Annotated in this window: 15 protein-coding genes; 5 read left to right on the top strand and 10 right to left on the bottom strand. The window is 65.3% G+C overall.

Going from position 1 to position 15712, the window contains the following annotated elements:
• The first annotated feature begins 185 nt into the window (after nt 1–185).
• Entirely contained in the window at nt 186–677 is a 492-nt protein-coding gene (locus tag ACRYLT_RS09070; protein WP_482663763.1) for a nuclear transport factor 2 family protein, read from the top strand.
• Nucleotides 678–834: 157 nt separating this feature from the next.
• On the opposite strand, the gene ACRYLT_RS09065 is transcribed toward ACRYLT_RS09070, so the two are convergent.
• The gene (locus ACRYLT_RS09065; protein WP_482665429.1) at nt 835–1329 is read right to left on the bottom strand and encodes a DUF5946 family protein; all 495 of its coding nucleotides are present in this window, start codon (nt 1327–1329) and stop codon (nt 835–837) included.
• 179 nt (nt 1330–1508) lie between these two features.
• Here ACRYLT_RS09065 and ACRYLT_RS09060 point away from each other — a divergent pair, with 179 nt between their 5' ends.
• The 3 genes from ACRYLT_RS09060 (at nt 1509) to ACRYLT_RS09050 (ending at nt 4869) form a co-directional block, all read left to right on the top strand.
• Complete coding sequence (locus ACRYLT_RS09060) at nt 1509–1937, top strand: GNAT family N-acetyltransferase (protein ID WP_482663762.1); 429 nt, start codon at nt 1509–1511, stop codon at nt 1935–1937.
• A gap of 188 nt (nt 1938–2125) precedes the next feature.
• Nucleotides 2126–2401 carry a hypothetical protein gene (locus ACRYLT_RS09055; RefSeq protein WP_482663761.1) on the top strand — a complete coding sequence of 92 codons (276 nt, stop codon included), beginning with the start codon at nt 2126–2128 and terminating at the stop codon, nt 2399–2401.
• Nucleotides 2402–2496: 95 nt separating this feature from the next.
• Complete coding sequence (locus ACRYLT_RS09050) at nt 2497–4869, top strand: putative bifunctional diguanylate cyclase/phosphodiesterase (RefSeq protein WP_482663760.1); 2373 nt, start codon at nt 2497–2499, stop codon at nt 4867–4869.
• Between the two features lie 200 nt (nt 4870–5069).
• Here ACRYLT_RS09050 and ACRYLT_RS09045 read toward each other — a convergent pair whose 3' ends face one another.
• The 9 genes from ACRYLT_RS09045 to ACRYLT_RS09005 are packed head-to-tail and all read right to left on the bottom strand — an operon-like array spanning nt 5070 to nt 14245.
• Nucleotides 5070–6800: a hypothetical protein gene (locus ACRYLT_RS09045; RefSeq protein WP_482663759.1), complete on the bottom strand. Its 1731-nt coding sequence runs from the start codon at nt 6798–6800 to the stop codon at nt 5070–5072.
• Complete coding sequence (locus ACRYLT_RS09040; protein WP_482663758.1) at nt 6797–7912, bottom strand: protein-glutamate methylesterase/protein-glutamine glutaminase; 1116 nt, start codon at nt 7910–7912, stop codon at nt 6797–6799. Before ACRYLT_RS09040 ends, ACRYLT_RS09045 begins: the two co-directional genes overlap by 4 nt.
• A 14-nt stretch (nt 7913–7926) precedes the next feature.
• Entirely contained in the window at nt 7927–8811 is an 885-nt protein-coding gene (locus ACRYLT_RS09035; protein WP_482663757.1) for a CheR family methyltransferase, read from the bottom strand.
• 25 nt (nt 8812–8836) lie between these two features.
• Nucleotides 8837–9319 (bottom strand): chemotaxis protein CheW, encoded by a 483-nt coding sequence (locus ACRYLT_RS09030; RefSeq protein ID WP_482663756.1) that lies wholly within the window; start codon nt 9317–9319, stop codon nt 8837–8839.
• Nucleotides 9320–9332: 13 nt separating this feature from the next.
• Nucleotides 9333–11024, bottom strand: a complete 1692-nt coding sequence (locus ACRYLT_RS09025; protein ID WP_482663755.1) for a methyl-accepting chemotaxis protein — start codon at nt 11022–11024, stop codon at nt 9333–9335.
• Between the two features lie 29 nt (nt 11025–11053).
• Complete coding sequence (locus ACRYLT_RS09020) at nt 11054–11551, bottom strand: chemotaxis protein CheW (RefSeq protein ID WP_482663754.1); 498 nt, start codon at nt 11549–11551, stop codon at nt 11054–11056.
• Complete coding sequence (locus ACRYLT_RS09015; RefSeq protein ID WP_482663753.1) at nt 11548–13542, bottom strand: chemotaxis protein CheA; 1995 nt, start codon at nt 13540–13542, stop codon at nt 11548–11550. The genes ACRYLT_RS09020 and ACRYLT_RS09015 overlap by 4 nt, the downstream gene beginning before the upstream one ends.
• Nucleotides 13539–13907 carry a response regulator gene (locus ACRYLT_RS09010; RefSeq protein WP_482663752.1) on the bottom strand — a complete coding sequence of 123 codons (369 nt, stop codon included), beginning with the start codon at nt 13905–13907 and terminating at the stop codon, nt 13539–13541. The genes ACRYLT_RS09015 and ACRYLT_RS09010 overlap by 4 nt, the downstream gene beginning before the upstream one ends.
• The gene (locus tag ACRYLT_RS09005) at nt 13904–14245 is read right to left on the bottom strand and encodes an STAS domain-containing protein (RefSeq protein WP_482663751.1); all 342 of its coding nucleotides are present in this window, start codon (nt 14243–14245) and stop codon (nt 13904–13906) included. Before ACRYLT_RS09005 ends, ACRYLT_RS09010 begins: the two co-directional genes overlap by 4 nt.
• Before the next feature lie 208 nt (nt 14246–14453).
• On the opposite strand from ACRYLT_RS09005, the gene ACRYLT_RS09000 reads away from it, so the two are divergent.
• The gene (locus tag ACRYLT_RS09000) at nt 14454–15692 is read left to right on the top strand and encodes an esterase-like activity of phytase family protein (RefSeq protein WP_482663750.1); all 1239 of its coding nucleotides are present in this window, start codon (nt 14454–14456) and stop codon (nt 15690–15692) included.
• Nucleotides 15693–15712: the final 20 nt, after the last annotated feature.

Raw genomic sequence — 15712 nt, 5'->3', positions numbered from 1 at the left:
GCGATGCAAAGCTCCAGGTCGAGCGCACATCCCGAGGAGGGACGAGAAGACCGGCGCGTCCGGAAGGGCATCGAACCTGCCGGTAAGCTGCGCAGGCGGGCTCCATTCGCTCGACCCGCCGCGCCGCTGGCCGTCGCCCGCCATTTCATGGTAGGACGACCAGGCGTGAAACAGGGGAAGTTCCGATGTTCCGCATCCTTTCCGCCGCTGTCCTCGCCCTCGCCTCCGCGCCCGCTGCCGATCCGGCCGCAAGTGACGAAATGGCGAGGCTCGGCGAGCGAACGATGACTCAGCTCGAAGATTATGTGATGCGCGGCGACGGCGGCTCGATCCTCGCCCTCGCCCACCCCGCTTTCCGCACGGTCCTTCCGGTCGGAAGGGTCGAAAGTCGCGGCGCGGTGGCGGAAACGGCCGGCAATGTCCGACTGACTCGTTTCGACCAGCGCCTGCTCGACGTCAGGCGGTTCGGCGACACCGCCATCGTCCTCACTCGGGCCGACGCGGAAGGCACCGTCGCCGGAAATCCCTTCCCCGCCCGGATCCTGATGAGTCACGTCTTCTCCCGCGAGGATGGCGAGTGGCGCCTCGTCCACCGCCAGATGACTCCCATCTCGATCCCCGATCCCGCCTTCGACCAGGCCCTCGCCGCGACCGCCGGTGATTTCGACACCGACTAGGCCGGGTTCGCTCCGGAAATGCCGAATCGACAATCCCTTCGTGGGTGGCTTCCGACGCAGTCAGGTGCTTCGAGCTCCCGGAGGACCGAAGCTCACCTGGTCCCAACAGGCACGGTTGAACCTCGGCGGACGTCGACGGCAAATGCCGTACCTTGCGTCAAGGCCCTGCCTTCCTGGCCCAGGCCGCGATGAGGTCGTGCACATGTGCGTACGACCGCCACGCGCTTTGCGCCCAGTCGCGAACAGCGGCTTCATGTTGCGCCGATCCCGCAAGAGGCGAGACGTCCGCAGTCGTCACTTCGAAGCTTTCCGGCGGCGGCAGGCGCGGCAGGTCTGCTTTTCTGGCCGCAACCCGAAGCATGAAGGCGTGGGCTTCGGCTGGAGACAAACCCTGCTCGAGCTGCGCATGAAGTCGGGTGAGGTGGATCCCGACGGACTGAATCGCTTGGCGACTGGCGTCACCGGGGTGCTGAACGGCGAAGGCGTCGACGCTGAGGCGATGGACGGACATGAGCCGAGGATCCGAATATTCCGCGGCCAAGATTCGCCCGAATGCGGCCCAACAGGCCGGGCTCGAAGTCATGTATCTGTGGATCGGGCCGTCCTCGGGACTGAACTCGCCGCCGCAGCCCACGCACCTTTCGACTGCCATGACCGTCCGGTAAAGGCCCAGCTCCGGGAATGAAAGGGATTGATCGCCACGGCAAGGTTGGGAGCCGCCTTGGAGCGCCCGGTCGGCAGCGGAGGTTAACACCATGGGCTCCTTCGCTTCGAGTGAGATCGGCAGCCAAACCGGCTTCCCACCCGGTGCGGGACAGGACGGGCATGTAGGTGCGTAGGTTCAATGTATCGGTGGCGGACTCCGTCGAGGAGTCCATCGAGCGGATGATCGGGGAAGGCCTCGACAGCTACAACGAAGCTCAAGCCGGACCAGACCCGTCGCGTGTCGCCTGGGTCGTCGCACGCGATGATTCGGGTGCGGTGGTTGGCGGATTGAAAGGTGTCTCGATCTGGACATGGTTCCTGATCGACTGGCTCTGGGTGAATGAGACGGCTCGCGGAGCCAGGCTTGGATCGGCCCTGGTTGCTGCTGCCGAGGATGTCGCCCGCGAGCGCGGTTGCAAGTACGTTTATCTGAACACCTTCAGCTTCCAGGCGCCGCATTTCTATCGAAAGCTCGGCTATCACGAATTTGCCAGGCTGGACGACTTTCCCGCCGGACATTCTCGACACTGGCTGAAGAAGGATTTGCTGGAGTAAGGCAAGAACGCGCGGCGGATGGTCGCAATGGGTCCAATGCGGACGCTGGGCCGGGTGTCGGAAACCGGGTGACGAGCGGACATTCGGCTCCACCCGGCGGTGTTGACGGACTCGGTTTTGTTCGCCCTGACGAAATGTCTGCAACAGGTGGATAGCGGACATGGGAGGAGTTAGGCTGCTCGTCGGATATGGCGCGCATTGCCCCCATGCTCGTGGCGCTACTGCTCACCGCCTGCGCGACCTCGCACAGCAGCGAGAGCTACATGTTCCGTGGCAGTCTCGAACAGATGAACCGGCTGGTCCGGGCGGCTCACGACTGCAGCCACCGCGACGCCCGCCTATCCTATATCGGGTACGGAGGCTTTGCCGTGTTCGTCGACGTCCCTCATCGCCCTTCGTTCGCCTTTGATTGCACCATTGGCTGGATCAGGAGCCACCCTGAGTCGGGCTTTTCGGTTCCCTGACTGAACCCGAAAAATCGCCTGCAAGACGGCGAAACGCCCCGATTGCGGAGGGCCGCATCAAGAGATTGGCAACCCCTGTCGGCGATAGCTGTGCGATGCTGCATCCTGCCGTCCGCGAAGCCGACCACAATTCCCAGCACTGGCCGGAGACAAAAGCTCCGCCGAGGCTGAGCCTGTTCGCCGTTCTTCTCAGCGACATTCGATCCGCCGAAAGCCGCGATCTTGAGCGGATTGGAATCGATCGTGCCCAACGCATTTCCGCGAGCGCGCTCTTCATGCTTTGCTCCCATTTCGTTCTGGGGAGCACAATTTTGTGGGCTGCAGCCTCACAGCCGGGCGCGGGAGCCCTTGCCGGGCTGTCGGTCACGCTCGGGCTCATCATGGCTCTCGATGCCGCCTTGTTGTGGACGGCCAAGCGTCGCTTCAAGCACTATGTCGTGATTCGCTTGGCGATCGCCTATGCGGTGGCGTCGGCGCTGTTGTGGAGTGTTTTTGCCGCTGGCGCCGTGGCTCTGGCTACGCCGGAAAACTCTCACGCTCTCACCGTTGCGCTGGCCGGCGGCCATGTCGTTCTCGTGTTCGCCTTCCTTTCCATACCGGCAATCGTTCTCTCGAACAGCTTGATCGCCGTTCTGGGGATGGCCTTCATCAACCCCTATCCGCTGCTTCTGGCGTGCCTCGTCGGTTCCAACACGGCACTGGTCTGGTTCAGCATTTCGGGCGCCCGGTCTGCCATCGAAGTGGCTCGAGCCCGGTACAATGCCGAATGGGAGGCCGCCAAGGCACAGAGCTTCCTGCGCGAATTCGAGGAGAGCGGACGAGGCTGGTACTGGGAAACCGACGGAGAAGCCGCGCTTTGCTATGTCTCGAAGCGGCTTGCTGCCGAGCTCGAGACGTCGCCCGCCGTGCTGCTTGGACGTGCACTCTCGGACATCGTCGCCGTGCACGAGGATACCGGCCCCGAGCAGCCGCTCACCAAGTTCCTGGCGACGAAAATGCCCTTTTCGGACGTTCCGGCTCGGCCGGATGCGAACAAGGAGATCTGGTGGTCCGTCTCGGGCCGGCCGGTCTTCGACGAGAACGGAGCCTTTCTGGGCTTTCGCGGCGTCGGCAGCGATCTGACCGAGAAGCGGAAGCAGGAAGCGGAGATTGCTCGCCTTGCCCGTTTCGATACGCTGACGCAGCTTCCGAACCGCGCCTACATGCGCCAGATGCTTGGCGAAGCACTGCAGAGCGTGAGCCATCAGCAATCGGGTTGCGGACTGTTCCTGATCGATCTGGACCGGTTCAAGGGGGTGAACGACACGCTCGGCCATCCGGTTGGCGACGCGCTTCTGCGGCAGGTGGCCCAGCGGCTGACGAAGACCTTGGGCGACGCCGCCCAGATCGGGCGTCTCGGTGGCGACGAGTTCGAAGCCCTGCTTCCGGGCATCACCGATCCCGAAAAGCTTGGCGCGATGGCGGAAAGGCTGATCGCGAACGTGTCCGCGCCCTACACCGTCGAAGGCCATGGCATTTCCATCGGAGCGTCCGTCGGAATCGCGGTGGCTTCCCCGGCGGAGACTGGCGCAGACGAACTGGTCAGGAATGCCGATCTTGCGCTTTACGCCGCAAAGGAGAGCGGCCGCAGTGCCTACTGCTTCTTCGACGACGCCATGCTCTTGCGAGCTCAGCGGCGACGGATGCTGGAAGCAGACCTGCAGAACGCGATCGAGCGAGAGCAATTGAGGCTAGCCTATCAGCCGATCATCGATTCCCGATCCGAGAAACTGAGCGGCTTCGAGGCCCTGCTTCGATGGGAACATCCGCAACATGGTGAAATCGCCCCAGGCGAATTCATTCCGATCGCCGAAGATCGCGGCCTGATTGGCGCGATCGGCGAATGGGTGGTGCGAAGCGCCTGTGCGGAGGCTGCGAACTGGCCCGCGGATCTTCGGGTTGCGGCCAACCTTTCACCGATCCAGCTCGCCCACTCCGATCTTCCGGGAGTGATCGTGAACGCTCTTGCCGCCGCGGATATTGCGGGGGAAAGGCTCGAACTGGAAGTCACCGAACGCGTCTTCCTCGCGGACGAGTCGGCGACTGAAGAGATATTCCTCCGGCTGAAATCGCTCGGCGTGCGCTTGGTCCTGGACGATTTCGGAACCGGCTTTTCCTCGCTCGCCTATCTGCGCAAGGCGCCCTTCGACAAGATCAAGATCGATCAGTCCTTCGTTCGCACCCAGGATTCCACTGATCAGCGTAATGCCGCGCTGGTCCGGGCCATCGTCACCATGGCCGACGACCTTGGCATCGAAACGACTGCCGAGGGGATCGAAACGGCTGACGAACTGGATTTCGTTCGGGGTCTGGGGTGCAACCAGGTCCAGGGATTCCTCTTTGGCCGGCCGATGGCTTCGGAGCAGGTAAGGGAATTCATCGCGCGAGCTCAGCCCTCGGTGATGAAAGGGGATGCGCGGGCCGCCTGACCGGCGGCCAGCCCGACGGCCGGGCGCAGCTCGCAACATGACTGCCAACGAGCGGCTTTCGAAGACGGCTTTGCGGGTTCAGATGAGGGGCTTCAGATAGATCTGCCAAGGCGCGACCGAGAACAAGACGAGTGCGGCCTCGATGCCCAATGGCCTCGATCGGGAGCCAATCTGGCTCGACCAGACGGTCGACACTATCCTCAGAACAGGGCCGAAAGGAGATCGTCGTCTTCGTCGCCGGCTTCGGGAGGTGTTTCGCCTCCAGCGTCGCTCGTTTCGAGGCCCCACTGCGCGAGCAGGCCGTCATGGACCCGCCTTTCGCTTTCCATCGTGTAGCTCGCTCGAAGGACGGCCAGAAGCTGCGCCTGTTCCGGGCTCGGAACCGAATCTTCTTGGACCTCCGCCGCGATCAGAGCCTGGGTTTCCAGCCAGTCGTCGGCGACCGACACGAGGTCTTCCGCACTTGAGGCGGCCTCTCGGATCAGGGTGAGGGCCTGGGGTCCGCGCTGCTTGAGCGTCTGCGCATGTTCGGCGATCGATCCGACGACCTGCTCGATCAGCGCGATCGCGGCTTCGGAGCTCGATTCGATCCGTTCGAGATCGGCGGTGCGACTGTTCGTCTCCGCGATCGATCGCGCCGCTTCGGCACTTTCGGCCAGGCAGGCCCGGATGGCCGCCACGGCTCCGGCCGTGATCCGCGCAAGATCGCGCAGCTGTTCGGTGACGACGAGCAATGCCCGCCCCTCGTCGCCGAACTTGCTGCACTGCGCGGCCATGTTGAAGCTGACGATCCGAACCTGGTGTTCGATTCGCTCGATCATCCCCAGCTGGGCCACCATCTGTTCGACCGCACGGGCGACGAAGATCGTCGTCTGCTCCGCCTCGTCGCTCACCACCCGGAAGTCGTGGAACAGTGAACGGGCCCTGCGCAGGTCGGCAAGGATTCCGACCAGCGCATCGCCGCTTTCCGAAGAAAGGCGTTTCGCCTGTTCATCTCCGGCCTGGAGAACGCGAATCGTGTCGTCGACCAGATGCGGCATCGTCTCGGCGATGCTGGCGGTGCGCTGGCGATAGTCGTCGAGCGTGTCGCGAAGCTGGGCCTCGGCAAGCTTGAGCAGGTGCGGCGCTGCCGTCTGCGGCTCGACCTCGAGCTTTTCGACGGCGAGTTCGATATGCTCCAGGCGTTGCCGGGTGATGTCGCCAATCTGCATCGCCGAGACCAGCTCGGCGATCCGTCCGGCGATCTGGCGGGTCGCGACGGCATTGTCCGAAAGCCGCGTCCCCGCCGCCGAACGGTGGCGACCGATCGCCTCGGCCTGGACGGTGAGCCGCTCGACGACGTGCTGGAGCGTATCCTTGTGCTGAGCCACGAAGCGGTGGCTCGAGGCGGTGGCTGCGGTGAGCTGCGAAAGGAGCTTCGAACGCGATTGGTTGAAAGCGGAAATGCCCTGAATCGCGCCCCGGGCGAGGGCCAGCATGTCGCTGGCGAAGACTCCGAGGCCGTCATGATGATTGGAGAGCTCCGCCGCCAAGATCCCGACATTGGACGAGATGATCTCGAGCAGGAGCATCGTCTTCTGGATGCCGGCGAGGGGCTCGTCCATTCTCGCCGCGATGGTTCGCAGGAGCGCCATCTCCTCGCCTTCGCCGAAGCGGCTCCCGGCGATCCGGGTCAGCTCGTCGGATATGGCGGCGAGCCGGCTCTCCGAATCCGCAAACGCGCTGCCGTTGAGGGCGCCCGGGATTCCCTCATGGGCTGCGGAAACGGCCGCGAGGCTCATCGCGCAGGCGGTAAGGCCGTCGCCCATCCCGGAGAAATTCTGCTCGATCGCGCCGTGCGACCGGACCAGCCTTGCGCGCACTTCGATGGCGAGGTTGGCCGCCGGATCGAGCGGAGCCTCGGCGGCGATGTTTCCCGTCACGTCCGTCATCGCGCCGCTGCTCCCGTTCCGACCTGAAAGTCCATGATCTCCCGGGCCATGCGCTGGAGCGGCAGCACCTTGGCCGCGGCACCCAGATCGATGGCGGCCTTGGGCATTCCGAAGACGACGCAGGTCGCCTCGTCCTGGGCGACGGTCGCGGCCCCGGCCCGGCGCATCTCGAGCAGCCCTTGAGCGCCGTCGTCGCCCATTCCGGTCAGCAAGATGCCGAGTGCTCCGGCGCCGGCGCTCTGCGCCGCCGATCGGAACAGGACGTCGGCCGATGGCCGGTGGCGGGAAACGCGCGGGCCTTCCTTGATCGTCACTCGAAAGCTCGACCCGGCCCGTTCCAGCACCATGTGCCGGTCGCCGGGCGCGATCAGGATCCGGCCGGCAATGACCGGATCGCCGTCCGCAGCTTCCTTGATCGTCGCGGCGCACAGCCCGTCCAGCCGGCTCGCAAAGGCGGCAGTGAACTTTTCCGGCATGTGCTGGACGATCATCACCGGCGGACAGGAGGCCGGAAGGGCCATCAGCAGTTCGCGAAGCGCCTCGGTGCCGCCGGTCGACGCCCCGATGCACACGATCGGGTCCGTCTTTCCCGCCCGGGGGCGGGAAATCGAAGGCGGCAGGATCACGTCTGCGCTCAGCTTCTGCTCGACCTTCACCGGGGGCGGGGCGGGCCGGGTCCTGGGCAAGCGGGCCTGGGTGGCGGCTCTTGCCACGTCGCAGATCCGCAACGTGGCGTCCTTCAGCGCATGCGCCGTGTCGATCCGCGGCTTGGTGATGACGTCGACCGCTCCGGCTTCGAGCGCCTGGACCATCGCGCTCGATCCGTCCTCGGTCAAAGTGGAGCAGATGATCACCGGGATCGGGCGCTGGGCCATCAGCTTGCGAAGAAAGGTCAGGCCGTCCATCTTCGGCATCTCGATGTCGAGAATGATCGCGTCCGGAACCTCGTCGCGGATCTTCGCGGCCGCGACATAGGGATCGGGCGCCACGGCCATGACTTCGAGCGCGGGATCGCTCGAAATGATGCTGCTCAGCGCCTGGCGAACGGCCGCGGAATCGTCGACGATCAGGATCCGCTTCTTCCTGCCCGCCGCCGGTCCCGGAAAGTCCATGCCCATCTCTCGTTCTAGCCTTCGGATTTCTGGAAGACGGCGCTGGTCACCTGACGGAAGCCGAGCTTGGTTCCGATCATCGATTCCGAATGGCCGAGCATCAGGAAGCCGCCGGGGCGCAGATGCGTCCAGAGCCGGCGAACCACAGCTTCCTGAATCTCCGGTTCGAAATAGATGAGGACGTTGCGGACGAAGATCACGTCCACGTCGCGATCGACGGGATATTGAGCGTGCATCAGGTTGAGCTGCTGGAAGTTGCACAGCTTGCGAAGCTCGGGGACGATCCTTGCCTTGGAGTCCGGCCCTTTCTTGCCATCGAACATCAGGTAGCGGCGCTGCAGCTCGGTGGGCACCGGATCCAGCATGGCACGGGGATAGATGGCCGTTCGGGCCTGCTGGACCATGGCGGTGGAAATGTCCGTTCCCAGGATCACATGGCGCAACCCGTCATGGCGGGCCGCTAGCTCGGCCATCACCATGGCGGTCGTATAGGCTTCGGCTCCGTTCGAACTGGCGGCGCTCCACAGCTTCACGTTGCGAGCGCCGCCGCCTTTCCTGAGAAGCGCGGGCACGATCTCTTCCTGCAGGTAGCGGAAATGGTTCGGCTCCCGGAAGAAGTCCGTCTTGTTGGTCGTGACCACGTCGACCACGTGCTGGAATTCCTGTTCCAGTCCATCGTCCTGGAACAGGAAGGCGCAATATTGGGCCAGGCTTGCGAAGCCCAGCTGGCCTGCGCGGCGGCGGAGCCGGCCTTCGACCATCAGCCGCTTGGCGGCCGGAAGCTTGATCCCGCTATGCTCGCTGACCAGTCGGGCAACCCGGGCATAGTCCGAATCGCCGAGGCCGGAGGAATCGACCCGCACCTTCGACGCGGTCGCCGTCCGCAACGCCATTGTCATGTCGATCTCTCCCGAATGGCATCCGTCAGCTGACGAGCCCGTGATCCATGACTCTCCCGCCCAGGCTGTCGGAATCGAACAGCCGGTCGAGATCGAGCAGGGTCACGAAAGCGCCATTCCGTCGGCCGAGGCCGATGACGCATCGACTGTCCCAGCTGGAGCCCACCGCCATGGGCGGATCCTCGTCCTCCTGGTCCAGGACGGTTACCTCGAACACCCGGTCGGCCTTCAGCCCGATCGTGCACTCGCCCCGCCCTTGAGCAACGATGGTGAGGACCAGGATCCGGGTATCCGCGTCATCTTCGCCGCTTTCGAAGCCGAGCTGGGTCCGAAGGTCGAAGACGGGGACGCTCTCTCCCCGGACGTCGATGACGCCCAGGAAAACGGCGGGAGCATTGGGCATTCGCGTCGTCTTGCGGTTCTCCAGTATCTCGCGGACCCGCTCGACCGGGAGGGCAAAAGTTCCCCCTCCCGCGCCGAGAGTGACATATTGCCGTGAGTCAGCCATGCTCCCGATCCCTTCAGGCCGCATCCTGGTGCCGGGCGAAGTGGCGATCGGCCTCGTCGCCGGCATCGCCCAGGTCGAGGGCGAAGCCGCCGCCGCCGCCGTTCATCGTCCGGGTCGCGACTTTCAGTCGGTCCTGCATCGCGCCGATCGGATTTCGGGCAACCGGGGCAGGCGCATGGGATCGGCGAGGCGCGTCCGAACCGCCGGCACTGACCCGGAAGTAGCTGATCGCCGCCGAAAGCTGGTCCGCCTGGCTGGACAATTCTTCCGCGGTCGAAGACATTTCCTCGGCCGCCGAAGTGTTCTGCTGGGTCACCCGGTCGAGCTGCTGGATGGCCTGGTTGATCTGGGCGGCGCCCGCATTCTGCTCGTTGGTGGCGCCGGCAATCTCCGCGACCAGCTCGGCCGTCTTGCGGATGTCGGGGACCAGCTTCGACAGCAGCTCGCCAGCGCTCTGCGCCGCCTTGACGGTGCTGCCGGAAAGGCCGGAAATCTCCTGGGCGGCCGACTGGCTGCGCTCGGCCAACTTGCGGACCTCCGCGGCGACGACGGCGAAGCCCCGGCCATGTTCGCCGGCCCGCGCCGCTTCGACGGCGGCGTTGAGGGCGAGCAGGTCCGTCTGACGGGCAATCTCCTGGACGATCATGATCTTCTCGGCGATCGTCTCCATCGCGGTGACCGCTTCGGTGACGGCGGCGCCGGACACTTCGGCATTGGCCGCCGACTGACGCGCAATCTCCTCCGTCTGAAGCGCATTGGCGGCATTCTGCTTGATGTTCGCCGCCATCTCCTCGACCGAGCTCGACGCTTCCTCGGTGGACGCCGCCTGCTCGGTGGCACCCTGCGACAGCTGCTCGGATCCGGCGGCCATCTGCTGGCTTCCGGCCGCGACATTGCGTGCGGCGCTCGACACTTCGCCGATCACGTCCCGCAGCTTGGCGACCATTTCGCGGGCTCCGGCGAGCAGGCTGTGATTGTCGCGCGCCTTGGTGACGACCTCGACGTTCAGATTGCCGGCCGCGATTTCCCGCATCACTTCGCGGGCATAATCGGGCTCGCCGCCGATCTGCTTCAGGACGCTTCGAGTGACGAGGAAAGCGGCGGCGATCCCGGCGAGGATAGCCGCGATCATCAGGCCAATGAAAAGGGCGCTGGCTTCGGCATAGACGGCGTCGCCTTCGGCGCTTGCCGCCTCGCCGCCCTCGACGTTCAGCTGGACCAGATGGTCGAGATCGGACGAATATTCGTCGAACAGCGCGCGCGTGGTTCGAAGCTTTGCCAGCGCCTGATCGCTCTGGTTGGCGCGCGAAAAGGCAAGCAGCTGCTCATGCTCCTGCATGTAGCGCCGGATCTTTTCGGCGAACTGGCCATAGCGGGTGCGCTCTTCGTCCAACGAGATCAGGCGCTCATAGTCTGCCCGGGCCTCGGCCATTTCGGTCGAGGCCGTGGCCATCCTCTCCTCGGCACCGCGCTTGCCTTCAGCGGAGAGCTCGGTCACGTGCCAAAACTGTGCCGTGCGCATGTCGGCGCTTGCGGTGTTGATGCGGTGGATCGCGTCGATGCTCGGCATCCATTCCGACGCGATGATCGTCGACTGAGCGTTGATCGACGCCATCTTCAAGATGCCGACGGTGCCCAGAACGGCGGTCAGCAATACGATGGCGGAGAATGCCGCCGCCAGTTTCAGCTTGAGGGTCATCTTCATGGCTCTGCCTTGCAAGTTGTTCGAAGGGTTCAGTTTGAGACGGTGGAAGCGGCGCCGATATGCTCGGCGAAGACTCGGGTAAGGTTCGGAAGGATGACGAAGCCGCCCTGATGCCGGCCGATCCCGCGGACGAAATCGGGTCGCCAGCGCATTCCAACGGACGGCGCTTCCTCGACCGAGACGGCTTCGAGATCGCAGACGTCCAGCACCTTGTCGGCGAGGACCCCGACGATCGTCACTTCGTCGTCGAAGAGGATCTCGATCACGATGATGCGCGTGTCCGCGTCCGGCGGTGTCCGCTCCATTCCGAAGGCGATTCGAAGATCGGCCAGCGGGACGACGCGTCCGCGAACGTTGATCAGGCTGTTGGCAAAGGCCGGAGCGTTGGGCACTTCGGTGATAGCGAGCAGATCGAGTATCTCCCGCACCTGTCCCGCCTCGATCGCGAAGACTTCGCCCTGAAGCGCGAAAGTCAGCGCACGCTGGCCTTCGCCGATCCCGTCGGCCTGTGTCTGCAATGCGCTCATGCCGCCACTCCCAACGGATAGTCTGCACTTCGCCGCTGGGCCTGCTGGGCTGCGGTCACCAGCTGGGCGATGTCGAGGATCAGGGCGACGGTGCCGTCGCCGAGGATCGTCGCACCGGAAAAGGTCCCGATCCCGGAATGAAGGCGCGAAAGCGACTTGATGACGGTCTGGGCGTTGCCGATGATCTGGTCGACCACCAGCCCGACGCGCAGTTCGCCGGAACGGACGATCACCACCTTCTGGTGCAGTTCGGCGGGCACCTCGGTGTTGAACATCTGGCGAAGGCGCAGATAGGGAACCAGCGTTCCGCGGACGTCGAGGAAGTTGCGTCCCCCGTTGCCCGCTATTTCGGACGCCGGCAGTTCGAGACATTCCTCCACGGCCGACAAGGGAATGGCGTAGCGGCCCTTGCCGACCCGGACGAGCATGCCTTCGACGATCGCCAGGGTCAGCGGCAGATGGAGGGTGGCCCGGGTGCCCTGGCCCGGCTCGCTGCTCAGCTCGATCGATCCGCGAAGCGCCTCGATCGTTCGCTTGACCACGTCCATTCCGACGCCGCGGCCGGAAACGGATGTCACCTCGCGCGCCGTCGAAAAGCCGGGGTGGAAGATATATTGGAAAAGCTCCTGGTCGGTCAGCTTGGCGTCCGGGGCGATCAAGCCCGCTTCCTCGGCCTTGGCCCGGATCCGCCGGGCGTCGAGACCAGCGCCGTCGTCCGACACCGAAATCGCGACCTCGGCACCGGAATGGACGGCGGAAAGGCGCACGGTCCCCGATTCGGGCTTGCCGGCATTGCGCCGCGCTTCCGGGCTTTCCATGCCATGGTCGACGGCGTTGCGGATGATGTGGACCAGCGGATCCGCGAGCTTCTCGACCATCGTCTTGTCGAGCTCGGTTTCCTCGCCGACGGTGATGAACTCGACCTGCTTGCCAAGCTCCTCGCCGAGATCATGGACGAGGCGGCGGAAACGGCCGAACAGGCTGCCGATCGGCACCATCCTGACGCCCATCGTCGTGTCGCGAAGCGTGGCCGCAAGCCGTTCGATCTCCTCGGCAACGGCGGCAAGTCCGACGTCATGGCTGCTTGCCGCGATCTGCGACAGGCGCGCCTGGGCGATGACGAGCTCGCCGACACAGTCCATCAGCTCGTCGAGCCGTTCGGCCGGGACTCGAAGCGAAGCTCCGGCCTTCCCGGCCGCGGGACGGCCCGCGGCCGCCAGGCTGACCGCTTCGGCGGGTGGGCTGTCGCTGGCCTCATCGGCAGGGGCGGCGCTTTCGCCTTCGGACTCGAGCGGCTCGATCGCCAGTTCCATGTCGTCGCGAAGGAAGATGAAAACGTCTTCGATCGCCTCACGCGGAACATCCGAGTTCAGGGCGACGCTCCAGGCGAGGTAGCAGGCGGTGGGATCGAAGACCTCCAGCGGCGGCACGGCTTCGCCGCTCGCGACGATCCGGCAGGGGCCGAGCGCGCGCAGCTCGTCCAGGAGGAGGAGCGGATTGGTGCCGATCATCAGCGCATCGGCCGGCAGGCGGAAATTGATCTTCCAGCCCGCGGCGCTCTTGCTCTTCGCCTCGCTGCCCGGCGCGCTTGCCTCGGCCGAAACCGCCGTTGTGGCCGAGCCTCCGGAAACAAAGGTGCGAAGGGCGGCGAGGATCGGTTCGCCTTCGGCCGAATGGCGGCCGGGTTCGGCAATCAGGGCCTGGACATGGTCCTTCGCGGCAAGCGCGATCCGGACCAGATCGTCGCCGATCGGCGCCAATCCCTTTCGGACCCGATCGAAGGCCGTTTCGAACTCGTGCACGAAGCGGGCGACCTCGTCGAAGCCGAACATCGACCCGGAGCCCTTCAGCGTGTGCAGCGCCCGAAAGGCGCTGTCGACCAGCTCGCGATCGCCATGATTGTCGGAAAGATCGAGCAGGCATTGCTCGAGCGATTCGAGCAGGTCGCGCGCTTCCTGGCGAAAGGTTTCGGCGGGATCGACCGGGCTCACGCGCCGGTGACCTTGCGCATGATCGCCAGGATCTGTTCCTGCTTGAACGGCTTGACCAGCCAGCCGGTGGCGCCGGCGGAGCGCGCCTCGGCCTTGAGCGCGTCATCGGATTCGGTGGTGAGGAAGATGATCGGGACGCCGGCGCTGGCCGGGTGGGCGCGATACTTCCGGATGAAGGCCAGGCCGTCCATCACCGGCATGTTGAGATCGGTGATCACCGCATCGACCGGGTTTGCGACCGCCTTGTCGTACCCGTCGGCGCCGTCGCAGGCCTCGATGACCCGATAGCCTGCCGTCGACAGGGTGAGGGCGACCATCTGCCGGAGGGAGGGCGAGTCATCGATCGTGAGGATCGTCTTGCTCATTGATGCACTTCCTTTTGCGCGGAATGGCCGGTCCAGAAGCCATCGCCTTCGCGGCCTGTCTCTCCCTCGGGCGCAACGAGGCCCAAGCGAGCGAGGGCGTCGCTGAAGACCGGGCCTTGCGCTCCTCGAAGGGTCAGGGTCCTGTTGCCGCGCCGGGCGCTGCGCTCGGCGGCAATCAGAAGCTGGATCCCGGCCACGTCGACCTCGACCACCGGCCGAAGATCGATCTCGGTCCAGTCGGATGCCTGGAGCGCTTCGGCCAGCTGGCCCGAAATGTCGCGGGCATGGGCCAGCGTCAGGGATTGCGGCGCCGTGAAGACGGCTGGCGACGGCGACATCTTTTCCTCCGCGAGGGGGTTCCGGCCGAACCGAAACGGCGTCGGTCCCGGCTTCAACTCCAAGCCATTATAGAGGCGTCCCGGAGCACTCCGCGGTGAAGCGCAGGTTTTTACGGGGGGTGCGGGGGGCCGACCGACCGAAGGCACGGCACCGCAACGGGTGGAAGCCCGCCGCGTTGGATCCCCACCCCTGACGACCGGAGTTGCCATGACCGCCCCTCCCCGCTGCACTGTCGAGCGCCTAGCCTGGACCGACGAGGAACTCGGCTCAGTGGAGCTTCCGAGCGCGCCGCTGCGCATCACTCAGAGCTTCGGCTCCGGCCTTTCCCGCCGTTCGGGCGATCCGCCGGGGATCGTCTGGGCGACCGGCGATCGCGGCCCCAATCTCAAGATCAGAACTCTGCTGGACCGCTACGGCGCCCAGCCTCTCGCCCCGCTCGGATCGCTGCCCGGCGCCAAGGTCATGCCGAGGCTCGATATCGGCCCTCGCCTCGCCCGGCTGAGGGTCCAAGGCGGCACGGTCGAGCTCGTCGAAACGCTTCCGGTCTCCGACGCCGAGGGCCGACCGGTTTCGGGTCTGCCGATGCCGTCGAGCCCGCATGTGGCGAGCGAGCCGGTGTATGACCTCGAGGGCCAATCGATCGCGCCCGATCCGTCCGGCCTGGACAGCGAAGGGATCGTCGCCCTGGAGGACGGCAGCTTCCTTCTCAGCGAGGAATTCGGCCCCTCACTCGTCCGGCTGGACCGGGACGGACGGATCCTCGCCCGTCATGTCCCGAAGGGCACGGATCTCGCCGGCGCCCACTATCCGGTGATCGGGAGCCTTCCGGCCATAGCCGGCAAGCGCCAGCTCAACCGCGGCTTCGAGGGGGTTGCCGCCTCGCCGGACGGGAAATGGCTTTATCTCGCCTTCCAGAGCCCGCTCGCCCATCCCGACGAGTCGGCGCACGCCAGGGCGCGGCACGTCCGGCTCTGGCGGCTCGACCTGGCAAGGATGCGCGTCGCCGCCCAATATGCCTATCCGCTCGATTCGCCGGGCAGTTTCCTTCGGGACGCCGCAGCCGGAGCGGTGGAATATAGCGACCTCAAGATCAGCGAGCTCGTGACCCTGCCCGGCGGCGACCTTCTCGTCCTCGAGCGCGCCTCGCAGACGACCAGGATCTACCGGACCAGGCTTCGGCCCGATCTCGAACTGCCGGCCGAGCATCTCGACCGCGAAACCCGCCCGACCCTGGAGGAACTGAGCGCCGACGGCGCCCGCTTCCCCGAACTTTCCAAGCAGCTCATCTTCACCACCGACGAAGCGCCGGAGGTCAGCGCCGATCTGGAAGGCATGGCGATCCTCTCGCCCCGCGAACTGCTTCTGGTGAACGACAATGATTTCGGCGTGGAAGGCGCGGAAACGATGTTCTGGAAGCTGACCTTTGCCGAGCCGGTTTTCGGGTGAAGAGGGGCGGCAATCGCCCT

The sequence above is a fragment of the Sphingosinicella sp. SM1-17 genome, assembly GCF_056821765.1.
This window is presented reverse-complemented; position numbering and strand designations above follow the sequence as displayed.

Bases quoted from the DNA above. Each gene is read 5' to 3' on its own strand.
- ACRYLT_RS09020 (WP_482663754.1), bottom strand. From the start codon at position 11,551: ATGAGCGCATTGCAGACACAGGCCGACGGGATCGGCGAAGGCCAGCGT.
- ACRYLT_RS09055 (WP_482663761.1), top strand. From the start codon at position 2,126: ATGGCGCGCATTGCCCCCATGCTCGTGGCGCTACTGCTCACCGCCTGC.
- ACRYLT_RS09070 (WP_482663763.1), top strand. From the start codon at position 186: ATGTTCCGCATCCTTTCCGCCGCTGTCCTCGCCCTCGCCTCCGCGCCC.
- ACRYLT_RS09065 (WP_482665429.1), bottom strand. From the start codon at position 1,329: ATGGCAGTCGAAAGGTGCGTGGGCTGCGGCGGCGAGTTCAGTCCCGAG.
- ACRYLT_RS09045 (WP_482663759.1), bottom strand. From the start codon at position 6,800: ATGACGGACGTGACGGGAAACATCGCCGCCGAGGCTCCGCTCGATCCG.
- ACRYLT_RS09030 (WP_482663756.1), bottom strand. From the start codon at position 9,319: ATGGCTGACTCACGGCAATATGTCACTCTCGGCGCGGGAGGGGGAACT.
- ACRYLT_RS09035 (WP_482663757.1), bottom strand. From the start codon at position 8,811: ATGACAATGGCGTTGCGGACGGCGACCGCGTCGAAGGTGCGGGTCGAT.
- ACRYLT_RS09025 (WP_482663755.1), bottom strand. From the start codon at position 11,024: ATGAAGATGACCCTCAAGCTGAAACTGGCGGCGGCATTCTCCGCCATC.
- ACRYLT_RS09000 (WP_482663750.1), top strand. From the start codon at position 14,454: ATGACCGCCCCTCCCCGCTGCACTGTCGAGCGCCTAGCCTGGACCGAC.
- ACRYLT_RS09005 (WP_482663751.1), bottom strand. From the start codon at position 14,245: ATGTCGCCGTCGCCAGCCGTCTTCACGGCGCCGCAATCCCTGACGCTG.
- ACRYLT_RS09040 (WP_482663758.1), bottom strand. From the start codon at position 7,912: ATGGACTTTCCGGGACCGGCGGCGGGCAGGAAGAAGCGGATCCTGATC.
- ACRYLT_RS09050 (WP_482663760.1), top strand. From the start codon at position 2,497: ATGCTGCATCCTGCCGTCCGCGAAGCCGACCACAATTCCCAGCACTGG.
- ACRYLT_RS09010 (WP_482663752.1), bottom strand. From the start codon at position 13,907: ATGAGCAAGACGATCCTCACGATCGATGACTCGCCCTCCCTCCGGCAG.